Below are 13,294 nucleotides of genomic sequence, written 5' to 3'. Positions count from 1 at the left end.
CGTCATTGCCGTCTTCCCGCAAAAAATAATTTACGGGTTGTCCTCCACAGGATCGTCATGGAGGATGAAACAGACGCTCTCCGACGATCCTGCGACGCGCGCCTTGCGCGACGCCGAGGCATGTCTGGACGAGGCGCTCGACCTGCTGGTGCGCCTGAACCGGATGCGCGCCAGCGATGCGGATGAGCAAGCCGAGCAGGAGGCGCGTGCGCTGCGCCGCTGGTGCGCACGCAGTGCGGCGCACGCGCAGGCCTGGCGCGAGGCCGTGGCGCTGTGGGCGCTGCTGCTGCCTGCCGCGCGCAGCATCGCCGCGCCACGGGTCGCACCTCGCCGGGGCAGTGCCCGTCGCCCGCTGATCGCGAGCATGCCGGGCGACATCCGCGTGGCCGGACTCGGCACTGTTTCCGACACATCTTCCACGCACTATCGCCGCAGGCAATCCAGGCAATCATGGTCTTGAATTCGCATCTCTCACGCACGCGTTCGTTCGCGGCACGACGCACCACGGATGGGAGCGAACTTCACCGGGCGCCGCTGGCGCGCGCCATCGCCGTCGCGCTCGCAACGCTCGGCACGCTGGCCACGGCGCAGGCGGGCCAGGCCTTCAGCCCTGCGTGGATGGCCGCGAAGGGCGCGGCCCAGGCTGACGCGATGCAGACGGGCCGGCTGCCCAACGGCATGCCGGTGTCCACGCTCAACGGACCGACCGCGCAGCGACAGCAGGCCGAAGCGCAGTTGCAGCGCTCGATCGGCAACCTGAATCTCGCGGCACAGGCCATCGCCGCGCAGCAAGCGGCGCAGGCCGCGGCGCGCCGCGCGGCGCAGGACGATCCTTCGTCGGTGCCCGACGGCCTGGCCGAGGGCGGCCTGCGCGTCGACACGAACAGCCTCACCGCGGGCTGGCTCAACGCCAACGCACCGGTGCAGTCGCAGGTCAACGGCCGCACCAACGTCGCGATCCAGCAGACCGGCGACCGCGCGATCCTGAATTGGGAAACTTTCAACGTCGGCCGCAACACCACGGTGCAGTTCCAGCAGCAGGCCGATTGGGCCGTGCTCAACCGCGTCAATGATCCGCAGGCGCGACCTTCGCAGATCCAGGGCCAGATCAAGGCCGACGGCTCGGTGCTGATTGCCAACCGCAACGGCATCGTCTTCAACGGCACCAGCCAGGTCGACACGCGCAACCTCGTGGCCGCCGCCGCGAAGATCAGCGACGAGCAGTTCAAGGCGCGCGGCATCCACAGCGCGAAGACGAGCAACAGCTACGCGCCGAGCTTCACCGACGCGGGCGGCGCGGTGAAGGTCGAGGCGGGCGCGCAGATCACCACGGCCACACCGGCCTCCGTCAAGCAGGGCGGCGGCTACGTGCTGATGCTGGGCCAGGACGTGAGCAACGCCGGCACCATCACCACGCCACGCGGCCAGGTGCAACTGGCCGCGGGCGATTTCTTCATCGTGCGGCCCGGCCAGGGCACGGCGGCCAATCAGGGCGCCACCACGCGCGGCAACGAAGTGGCGCCGCAGTTCAACGCCGACAGCACAGCGGGCCACGTGCTCAACACCGGTCTGCTGCGAGCGCCCGAAGGCGACATCACGCTGGCCGGCCGCAAGGTGGTGCAGGACGGCGTGGCGCTGGCCACCACCACCGTGGACACGCGCGGCACGATCCACCTGCTGAATTCGGCGAGCGACAAGCTCGGCAGTGTCACCGTGACACCGAAGGCGTTGAACGCTGTCCTGATCGACGACCGGAACGGCCGCACGGCGCTGGACAGCCAGCGCGATGCACTGATGACTGGTGTGCCGCGCGAGCCGGCGAGTGTGGCCGGTGTCTTCGACAACCTCTCGCTGCTGGACGACCGGCGCGACCTGTCGCGCATCGAGATCGTCTCTGGCGGCAACGTGCTGTTCGAGGGCGGCTCCATCACGCTGGCCACCGGCGGCCAGCTCGCCGTGAGCGCGGGCAAGGCCACCGGCCGCACCACCGTGGCCGACGGCGCGCGGCTCGACGTCTCGGGCGCCGTGGGCGTGCAGGTCGCGATGGCATCGAACAACATCGAGATCAACATCCAGGGCAACGAACAGCGCGATTCGCCGCTGAACCGCGACAACGCGCTGCTGAACAACCGCAATGTGTGGATCGACCGCCGCAAGCTGCAGCGCCTGGCCGCGGGCACGGGCGGCTATGACAAGGACCGCTGGTACACGCCGGGCGGGCTGCTCGAAGTCGGCGGCTACCTGGGCCTGCAGGGCCACAGCATCGGTGAGTGGGCGGGGCAGGGCGGCAGCGTGACCTTCACCGGCGGCGAGGTGGTCACGCACGCGGGCTCGAACATCAACCTGTCGGGCGGCACGCTCGACGTGCAGACCGGCATGATCCGCCAGAGCTGGCTCAAGGGGCCGGACGGACGGCTCTACGAAGTCTCGAAGGCGCGCGACGACATCGCCTACACCGGCCTTTACCGCGGCTTCGAAGACGAGCACAAGCGCTGGGGCGAAAAGACCACGGGCTTCTTCTACAACCCGCTGATCGGCCCGCAGCAGCGGCTGGAGAACGGCTACACGGTGGGCCGCGACGCGGGCCGGCTGGTGGTGGCCACCGATGCGGCAGTGCTGGAAGGCGGCGTCACCTCCACGGCCTACCAGGGGCCGGGGCAGCTGAGCCGGCCCGATGCCGGGCTCGGCGGCTACGCACAGTCGCACGACGCGGCGGCGCGGGCGGCGCAACTGATCCTCGGCAGCTACTTCACCAGCTACAACGCCGATGCGTCGTTGGGCCCTGTGGGCGCCTTCCGTCTGTTGGCGCCGACCTTCAAACGCGTCGTCTTCGGCACCACGCAACCGGACATCGGCGCCGGGCTCTCGCCCGACACGCCGTTGCCGCCCGAGCGCAAGGAAACGCTCTACATCGACAGCGAACGCCTGAACGGATTCGGGCTCGGCGAGCTCACGGCGCTGGCGAGCAACAGCGTGAAGGTCGAGAGCGCGCTGTCGGTGGTGCCCGGCGGGCGCATCCGACTGCACGGAACACAGGTTGCGGTCGATGCCGACCTCACGGCGCGCGGCGGCAACATCGTGCTGGGCAATGTGCTGGGCAACACAACCCCCACTGGCATCAGTGACGGCCCGATGCCCGCGGCCGTCGATACGCCGATCGAGGTGGTGGTGGCCAAGGGTGTGAAGCTCGATGCGCGCGGCCTGTGGAACAACCTGCAGCTCGAGCGACGCGACGCTCGCGGCCTGCCGTACATCGACGGCGGCAGCGTGGACATTCGCAGCTCGGGTGCGGTGACGCTTTCGGCCGACGCATTGATCGACGTGTCATCGGGCGGCGCGGTGCTGCCCGGCGGCAAGACGCGCGGCGGGCGCGGTGGCGACGTGACGCTGTTTGCCGACGTGCAGCCGGTGGACAAGAACAGCCATGGGTTGCTGACCGTCGATGGCGAGGTCCGAGGCTATGGCGTCAATGGCGGCGGCACGCTGCGGCTGGCGTCGGGCACGGGGATCGTCATTGGTGGCAAGGACGCGGGTTCCGGCCTGCTGGAAGCCGGCCAGCCCGTACCCACCGATGCGATCCTGCTGCAGGACTACCGGGTCCGCGCGGGCGACATCCTGCCGGTCGACTACACCTACAAACGCACCCGCGCGTTGCCGGGCGAGGTCGTCGCGAGGCTGCCCATCTTCGATGCCAACGCGAATGCCGTCATCCTCGCGGCGCCCTGGACGCTGCCGCCTGCCGCTCCCGGCGGCCTGCGCAGCTATACCGTGCAGGCTATCGTCAATGGCAGGACCCAGGTCTTCACGTCCTATCAAAGGGATGACGCCAGTTGGGTGAGCGTGACGATTCCGGCTGGCGCCAAGGTGACACGGCTGAACACCAATGCCAGCACTTTTCCGATCGACTATGTGGTGCCGGGTGCCGTGTTTCCGAATGGCTTCGCCATTGCCCCCGAGGACGTGACGGTGTACGCCGGCCGCGTGGCACCCGCCGACTTCACGGTCAAGAGCGGCTCGCAGGTCCTGGCCGGCAGCGTGTTCAGCGGGCAGGTGCGCACCAGCACGAACCTGGCCGTCGATCCCGCCATCTTCCAGTCGGGCTTCGGCAACTACGACTTCAACGGCCACATGGGAGTGGTCGTGGCCGCCGATGCGAAGCTCGACGTGAAGATGCCGGTCTATCGCTTCGCCGAAACATCGCGAAACTTCGCCACCGGCGAGCGACCCGCCAGCGCGCTGGAGTTGTGGACGCCACCGGTCTGGACGGAAGATCCGTTGAAAGCCGTGCTCACGCAGCGTGGCGGCGCGAACCTGCTGCTTCAATCGACCATCGGTATGACCCCGGGCGGCAGGCCCGCGCCTGGCGGTCCGGTCGACGTCCGACCGGGCGCGTCCGTCTCGGTGGATCCAGGCCAGTCGATCACGCTGAAGGGCCGCGACGTCACGGTCGACGGCACACTCACCGCTTCGGGCGGCACGATTGCAATCGATGGCATCGGGCTGCCCAGGCGACCCGGCCTGGTCTGGATCGGCGACCATGCGGTGCTCGATGTCGCGGCGCGCGCGGCAGTGGCACGGGACAACACGGGCCGCTCGTATGGACGTGTGGTCGACGGTGGCACCATCACCATCGGCGGTGCGCTGGACTGGGAAAAGACGGGCGAGGCCAGCGTGCCCGAGTCCTTCATCGTGATCCGGTCGGGCGCGCTGCTCGATGCCTCCGGGGCCAGTGCCGTGATCGATCAAGGTATCGGCTTGCCCGCACCGGCGACGGTGGCAAGCAAGGGCGGCTTGATCGTGCTCAAGTCCAACCAGGGCCTGTACCTCGACGGCACGCTGCGTGCTGCGTCGGGCGGTGCTGGCGCCGCGGGTGGCACGCTCGCCGTGGCGCTGGACTCCGCGATCTACGAAATCGCGATCACCCGCGGTGAGGTGCTGCGCCATCGTGAACTGACGGTGGCGCAGGTGCAGGGCAACAGCCCGTTGGCCGCGGCGCGAACGCGTGCCGAGGCAAGGAGCATGCTGCGCACCGGCAGCGCGCGCATCGGTGTCGACCGGATTGTCGCGGGCGGCTTCGACAACCTGTCGATGCTCGTGCACGGGCCGATGAGTTTCGATGGCGATGTCGCGTTGCACCTGGGTCAGAGCCTGCGCCTGTATGCGGGCACCTACGCGCATGGCGAGAACAGCGCACCCGCCTCGAGCGTGAGCCTGTCCGCGCCTTATGTGCGCCTGGCAGGCGTGACGCGCGCCAATGCATCGAACACCACCGTGCTGCCGGCAGCCAATTGGGCCAACGGAGCCTCGCTCCAGGCGGGCGATGGCCGCTTCACGGTCCAGGCGGACCTGATCGATGTGCGCGACCGTGTCGGCTTCGGCACCCATGCCAACGTCAGCCTCGGGATTGGTGGCTACACCGTGGACCGGCGCGGCTTCGCGATGGTGGACCTCGCCAGCAGCGGCGACATTCGGCTGCTCGGTGGCGTGCCGGGGCTCGGCCTCAGCGGCGAGATCACCACCGAACTCTCGACGCCAGGGAGCATGACGTTGACCGCCGCGCAGATTTATCCGGCGACCGGTGCCAATGCCCAGATCCTGGCCGGCTTCCCGCTTCCGGGCTTTGATCCCGAAACAGGCCAGCCGCGCAATTTCGCATCGGGCAGCGTGCTGGCCATCCACCGACAGGGCGATACCGATCCAGCCATGCCTTACTCGGCTTTCGGCAGCCTCCTTCTCGGCGCCGAAACCATCGAGCAGGGCGGCGTCGTGCGTGCGCCGCTGGGCCGGATCATGTTGGGCTCTTATGGGGAAAACGCGACGCCCAGCCTGGTGAACTTGCTTGCGGGCAGCCTCACCTCGGTCAGCGGCGCAGGGTTGGCGATGCCCTACGGTGGCACCACCGACGGCCTGAGCTACAGATACAACGGCAAGCCCGTGACGCCGGACAACGTCGGTGGCATGGCATCCGGAGGCGCCACTGTCGGGCGCGGCATCGGCCTGAAGGGCCGCCATGTGGACGTGCAGGACGGCGCGGTGCTCGACCTGTCGGGTGGCGGCACGCTCGCGGGCGCGGGCTTCGTCGCGGGCCGAGGCGGCTCGGTCGACATCCTGGCCACGCCGTTGGCCAATGCCAATCCGGCCAACAGCTACAGCAGCGCGAAGAACACGGTCTATGCGATCGTTCCCGGCTACGCGGGGAGCTATGCGCCGGTGGCGCCCGAAGCGGGTTTCGGTACGCCGGGCATCGGGCAGCAGATCACCGTGCCGGCGGGCGTGCCGGGCCTGCCTGCCGGCACCTACACGCTGATGCCGTCCAACTACGCCCTGCTGCCGGGCGCGTTCCGGGTGGAGATCGGGGCCGTGGGCCCGCTCGGCATTCCAGGCGTCAGCGACGTCGGTGGCGGCTCCTGGCGCATGGCCGGGCAGTTGAGCGTGGCCAACAGCGCGGTGCGCGAGTCGCTGCCGAATCAGCTCATCGTCACCCCGGGCAGCCATGTGCGCAGGCATTCCAGCTACAACGAGACCGACTACAACGCCTTCGTGGTGGGCGATGCGGCGCGGCACAGCTTTCTGCGCGGCATGATCACCTCGGACGCGAAGACGCTGGACATCTCGCTGGTGAAGCCGGCGGATGCGGACACTGAGCGCACCAGCCTGAAGTTCGACGGCGAAACGCGCTTGGGTGCCGAGCCCGGCACGCCGGGCTACAGCGGTACGGTCAATGTGCGCCTGCTCGGCGAAGTCCTGGCGCCGGGACAGGCTGCCACTGACGGTTTGATCGGTGCTTCCGTCCATGCGGACGAACTGAACAAGCTTCACGCGCCACGGCTCGTGCTCAATGGTGCGATCGCCACGGGCTATGGGAAGAACGGTTACCTTGCCGAGGTCGTCGCCGACATCCTTCGGCTCAACCTGGTGCTGCGCAGCGGCGCCAGCCTGTCGGCTGGCGATGTCTTCCTCACGGGTGGCAGCGATTCCGACAGCGATCGCAGCATCGTCATCGAGGAGGGCGCATCGATCAGCACGATCGGCAAGGGTAACGGAGGCTTCGATTCGCGCGCGGGCTATCTGTTCACCGGCTCCGGCGTGGTGGCACTCTCCAACGGCTGGCTGAACCTGCAACTGAGGCAACCGCCGGACGGGTTGACCACCACGGTGGGCATCGACATCGGCAGTTGCGTGAGCACCGCCTGCGGCGGTACGACCCGCCTTGTGTCCGAAGGCACGCTGGCAATCGCCACCGGTGGCTCGCTGACGCTGACGCCCAAGGTCTCCTACGGCACGCGCAACCTGTCGCTCGCGCTGGCCGCAATCAATCTGGGGGAAGACACAGGCATTGCGAACGCGGACGCCAACGGCCGACTGCCGCGCGGCCTCGTGCTGAACCAGGCGAAGCTCGACCAGCTGCTGGCCGGCAACACCGCCATCGGCGCACCGGCCCTGGAAACGCTGACGCTCAATGCGCGCGACGCCGTCAATGTCTTCGGTTCCGTGAAGCTCGACGCATCGAGCCTGCAGCGGCTGGTGCTCGGCACGCCAGCCATCTATGGCTACGGCGCGGCCGGCGACGTGGCCGCGATCCGCGCGGGCGAATTCGTCTGGACCGGCTCCCCGGCGGCGCCTGGCGCGGCGATGGTCCCGCAACTGGGCGACGGCACGCTCGACATTGCAGCCCGCTCGATCGTGTTCGGGCCCGGCCCCTATGCGCAGCCGGACGGCCTCACCACCGACGAGCGCATCGCACTGGGCTTCAGGAACGTGAAGCTGACGGCTTCCGAGCGCGTCACTTCCCGCGGCAGCAACACGCTCGCCGTTTACCGGAGCCAGGGCGCCGTCTACACGCCGGGCGAGGGCTACGCCTACGAAGGCGGCAACCTGCGCATTGAAGCGCCGGTGCTGACCGGGCAGGCAGCGTCGAAGATGCGCATCACCGCGGGTGGTGCCGTCACCGTGGCCGCCGCCTCCGGCGCGGGCGCATCGAGCGATGCATTGGGCGCGACGCTGGAACTGAAGGGGCAAAGCATTGCCGTCGACGGCAACATCGCGCTGCCTTCGGGCCGGCTGGTGCTGTCGGCCAACGGAGACATCGTGCTCGGCGGCGCCTCGCGCATCGACCTGTCGGGCCGCAAGGTGTCGCTGTTCGATGTCGACAAGTACAGCTGGGGCGGGGACTTCGTGCTGTCGAGCGCGGCCGGCAACATCACCCAGGCGGGCGGTTCGCTCATCGACGTCTCGGCCCGCTTCAACCGTGGCGGCACCATCGACGCCACGGCGCTCGGTGCGAATGCCGGCCATGTCGAACTGGCCGGCGCGATCCGCGGCGCCAGCAGCGGCAGCTACGACGCCGGCGGCACGGTCGTGCCCTACGACGCGGCCGAACTCACGGTGCGCGCGCAGACCCTCGGCGACTTCGCGGGCCTGAACAGCCGGCTGAACGAAGGTGCCGTGTTCGGCGCGCGCCGCTTCCAGGTCAAGCAGGGCGACCTTGTCGTGGGCGACGGCGTGAAGGCGCGCGAAGTGTCGATCGCGCTCGACGGCGGCAACCTGCGCGTCGACGGCCGCATCGACGCGAGCGGCTACCAGGTCGGCTCGATCCGACTGGCGGCCAAGGGCGACCTCATGGTCAACGGCACGCTCGATGCGCACGGCACGGGCCTGCGCGTGGACAGCTACGGAAAGATCATCGACAGCCCGAACCGGGCGGTGGTCGATCTGACAAGCAGCGACGGCACGCTGACGCTGGGTGCCGATGCGCGCATCGACCTGCGCGCCGGCACCGACGTGGCCGTGGGCACCGGTGCGGGTCAGAACGACGGCCGCGCGCGCGGCACGCTCGACCTGAATGCACGGCGCGTCGGCGCCAACGACGTGGCGGTCACGGTCAATGGGGCGCCGGTCGTGCAGGGCGCGAAGAGCGTGGCGGTCAACGCTTTCCGCCGCTACGACGACATGCCGCTGGCACCCCAGACCGATGTGTCGGGCTACACGCCGCAACTCATCAACCAGGCCGAACTCGACCGCATCGACCGCGACAGCCAGGCCTTCATCAACGCTGCGCTCGGCAACACGGCCCTGAGTAACCGTCTCGCGGGCCTGGGCCGTTATCACCTGCGCCCCGGCGTGGAGATCGTCAGCGACAGCGTGAAGAATCCGCACGGCGACCTCACGGTCGATGGCGACCTCGATTTCTCGAGCTACCGCTACGGCCCCGACGCGAGCCGCGGCGATCCGGCGCGGCTTGGCTTCGGCGAGCCCGGCCGGCTGGTGATCCGTGCCGCCGGCAGCCTCAACATCAACGGCAGCATCAACGACGGCTTCGCGCCGCCCGCGGCCACGCCCGGCGACAGCACCTGGGTGCTGACCACCGGCAGCAGCAAATTCGGTGGCGACATCGTGGTGCCGATCGATGGCGTGAAGCTCGAGGCCGGCACGATGTTCCGGGCCGGTGCGGTCCTCAATTACCCCGTGACCGTGATGACCGATGCGGACACGCCATTGCCGGCCGGCACGCGGCTGCCCGTGAATGCCGTGCTCACGAGAGAAATGAACCTGCCGGCGGGCACCGTCGTGGGGGCCGATATCTACAACGCCGACGGGACCGTGGCCTATGCCGCGGGCACGGTGCTGTCGGCAGCCGTGGTGCTGGGGGTCGACATGCAACTGGGCGCGGGCATGACGCTGCGCTCGGACGCCTACGTGGCCGCACTGATCTGGCCCAAGGGCGTGCCCTTGCCGGCGGCCATGATCACGACCGAGCAGATCGAGCTGAAGCGGGGCTCGGTCATCCCGTCGATGACCACGGTGCAATTGCTGGATGGCCTGCCGGTCAACCTGCGGCCGGTGGTCGATGGCACGCAAGGCCGCAACTGGGCCGTCGCGCCGATGCTGGGCGCGGGCGCCACCTCGTGGGACCTGAAGCTGGTGGCGGGTGCCGACCTCGGCGCCGCCGACCGGCGTGCGCTCAACCCCGCTTCGGCAGGCGCCATCCGGTTGGCAGACACGCACTATGTGGTGGACCCTTCGCTGATCGCCAACAACAACCTGCCTCCCGACGCCTTCAGCGTGCTGCGTACCGGCACCGGCGACCTCTCGCTGATCGCGGCTGGCGACATCCGCATGGACTCGCTCTACGGCGTCTACACCGCCGGCACGGCGACGCCTGTCGATGCGACCTACAAACGTGCGCGCGGCACGGGCGCCGACGGCACGGTGATCGGCCCGCAGTCCGACCTGCCCGAATACGCCGAGAGCCTGGCCGCCTACAGCGCCTGGTACCCGGATCAGGGCGGCAATGTGCTGGTGGCCGCCGGTGGCAGGCTCGTGGGCGACCTCAGCGGCGCCCAGACCGCCAACTCGCGAGGGACCACCAGCGCCATCGCCGGCAACTGGCTGTGGCGGCAGGGCTCGGGCACGGCCGCCGTCGGTGCCGCGATCCCGACAGCCTGGTGGATCAACTTCGGCGCCTACACGGCGAACGATGCCACCGCGCCCGGCCTGACCGGTTTCACGGGCATCGGTGCGCTCGGTGGCGGCAACGTCGCGGTGCGCGCAGGCGGTGACGCTGGAGCGATCGACCTGCGCGGAGAAAGCGCCAGCAGCACGATCATGACGGACCGCAGCCAGGCGCTGGTGGTCGCGGTCGGGAGCACCGGCCGGGTCGGTGCCGACGGCTCGCTTGCACTCACGGGCGGTGGCGACATCGACATGCGCATCGTGGGTGCCCTCAACCCGAATCGCAAGCTGGCCCCCCTCGGCTCCATCGAAAAGCTCTCGCTCACGGGCGCCGTTGCCAATCTGCGTGGCGCCACGCAGGTGCGTGCGGCGTCGATCGGCAGCCTCGGGCGCATGTACGGGGTCGACACCATCGATACGCGCGGCGTCGATCCGTTCGCCGCGACCGGTGTCGATGCCAAGGGCGGCATCAACCTGATACCGGGCGACACGGCGATCTACCTGCAGACGCTCGGTGACCTGGCGCTGGGCACTGCCGCCGACCCGGGGCGTAGCGACACGCCGAACAGCTCGGCCTTCTCTGTCAACGCAGCGGATTTCAGTGGCGGCGGCCAGGGGTGGTTCAGTCTCTGGACCGGGCGCAGCGCGATCAACCTGGTGTCCGCGGGCGGCTCGCTGACGCCCAGCATGGCGACGATAAGGGACCGCGGCCAACTGTCCACCACGCCCGGCGACATGTGGACCGTGTATCCCTCGATCTTCCGGGTGGCGGCCCTGACCGGCAGCCTCTACTACGGTCAGGCCGCTGTGCTGTCGGCGCCCTCGGCCCCAGGGATCTTCGGCCTGGTCCTCGCACCCTCTGCGAAGGGCGAACTGGAAATGCTCGCCGGTGGTTCGATCTATGCCGGCCAGTCGTCGGTGAGCATGTCCGGCGCCAGCACGCCGTTGCCTACGCCGTTCAATCCCGCGTTCGTGGGGATCGACGGCCAGGGCGCCGTGGTGGTGAGCAACGCCTCCAGCGACGGCGCCGCGATCTTCGGCAAGAAGTTCAACGGACCTTCGCTCTTTGCCTTCGGCCCGAACAGCGCGCAGATTAGGCTGGATCGTGCCGCCGATGCACCGCCCATCCGCTTCTATGCGGCGGGTGGCGATATCGTCGGGCTCAAGACAGGCGAGACCGTTGGCATGAACAACGGCGCGCAGACCTGGTACAACGGCGCCGGCCCGACCTGGATCAAGGCTGGCCGCGACATCGTCAACACAGGCGATGCACCGGGCACCACGACGCCGGGCAACGACTTTCCCGGTAGCACCACCACGCTGCATGGCAACCTGATCGTCCACGCCAACCCCACCGACGTCTCCATCGTCTCCGCCGGCCGCGACATCCTCTACGCCAACTTCGACGTCGCCGGCCCCGGCACCCTCGAAGTCTCGGCGGGCCGCAACCTGCTGCAGGAAGACCGTGGCGGCATCTCGTCCATCGGGCCGGTCGTGCCGGGCGACACAAGGCCGGGCGCATCGATCGCGCTGATGGCCGGCGTCGGTGCCGCCGGCCTCGACATGTCCGCGATCCGCGCGCGCTACCTCGACCCGTCGAAGCTCGCCGCAGCCGGCACGCCGCTGGCCGAGCAGCCGGGCAAGGCCGTCAAGACCTACGAGGTCGAACTCGCCGCATGGCTGAAGGCGCGCTACGGCTTCAGCGGCAGCACCGCGCAGGCGCTGTCGTACTTCGATGGCCTGGCGCCCGAGCAGCAACGCATCTTCCTGCGGCAGGTGTACTACGCCGAGCTGCGCGAAGGCGGCCGCGAATACAACAGCAAGACCAGCAGCCGCACGGGCTCGTACCTGCGCGGCCGCGAGATGATCGCCACGCTGTTCCCCGACAACGACGCGGCCGGCGCCCCGATCGCGCGCAGCGGCGACATCACGATGTTCGGCGCCTCGGGCGTACGCACCAATTTCGGTGGCGACATCGAGATGCTGGCGCCGGGCGGCAAGATCATCCTGGGCGTGCAGGGCGCGGTGCCGCCGGCCACCTCGGGCGTGATGACGCAGGGGCAGGGCGACATCCGCCTGTTCAGCGAAGGCAGCCTGCTGCTGGGCCTGTCGCGCATCATGACGACCTTCGGCGGCGGCATCCTGGCGTGGTCCGAGAAGGGCGACATCAATGCGGGCCGGGGCTCCAAGACCACGGTGCTGTTCACGCCGCCGAAGGTGGTGTACGACAACGTGGGCAACGTCGAGATTTCGCCGCAGGTGCCGAGTTCGGGCGCGGGCATCGCGACGCTGGCGCCAATTGCCGAAGTGCCGCCGGGCGACGTCGACCTGATCGCGCCGCTGGGCACCATCGACGCGGGCGAGGCCGGCATCCGGGTGTCTGGCAATGTCAACGTGGCGGCGCTGCAGGTGGTGAACGCCGCCAACATCCAGGTCAAGGGCGAGTCGTCGGGCCTGCCGCTGGTGGCGGCGGTGAATGTCGGCGCGCTGACGAATGCCAGCGCGGCCGCCTCGCAGGCCAGCATGGCGGCGCAGGACGTGATGCAGCGCGACCGCGCCGCCGCGCGGCAGGCGCTGCCTTCGGTGTTCACGGTGCGGGTGCTCGGCTTCGGCAACGAACCGGCGCCCGACAACAGCAGCGAGGCACCCGCCGGCAAGGCCGGCACGCCGGTGGCCTACAACCCGCGCAGCGTGATCCGCGTGCTCGGTGGCGGTGGCAGCCTGCCGCCTTCGGCGAGCCGGCAACTGACGGACGAGGAGCGCGCCAACCTGCAACGCTGACCCGCGCCCGGCGCCCCGGTCGACGGGCGCAACTGTTCGTTCATTTCTTGTTGTCTCAAGG

General features: G+C 69.3%; 2 protein-coding genes. Both read left to right on the top strand.

Going from position 1 to position 13,294, the window contains the following annotated elements; genetic code table 11:
• Positions 1–64 precede the first annotated feature (64 nt).
• Positions 65–460, top strand: a complete 396-nt coding sequence (locus ACSFB7_RS31450; RefSeq protein ID WP_435476262.1) for a hypothetical protein — start codon at positions 65–67, stop codon at positions 458–460.
• Positions 457–13,233, top strand: a complete 12,777-nt coding sequence (locus ACSFB7_RS31445; protein WP_435476261.1) for a filamentous haemagglutinin family protein — start codon at positions 457–459, stop codon at positions 13,231–13,233. Before ACSFB7_RS31450 ends, ACSFB7_RS31445 begins: the two co-directional genes overlap by 4 nt.
• The last annotated feature ends 61 nt before the right edge of the window (positions 13,234–13,294 follow it).

Origin of the sequence: Variovorax raffinosi (assembly GCF_051216615.1) — a bacterium.
Taxonomy (GTDB): domain Bacteria; phylum Pseudomonadota; class Gammaproteobacteria; order Burkholderiales; family Burkholderiaceae_C; genus Variovorax.
Note: the sequence above shows the minus strand (reverse complement) of the source record. Positions and strands in the feature narration are given on the sequence as shown.

Bases quoted from the DNA above. Each gene is read 5' to 3' on its own strand.
- ACSFB7_RS31450 (WP_435476262.1), top strand. From the start codon at position 65: ATGAAACAGACGCTCTCCGACGATCCTGCGACGCGCGCCTTGCGCGAC.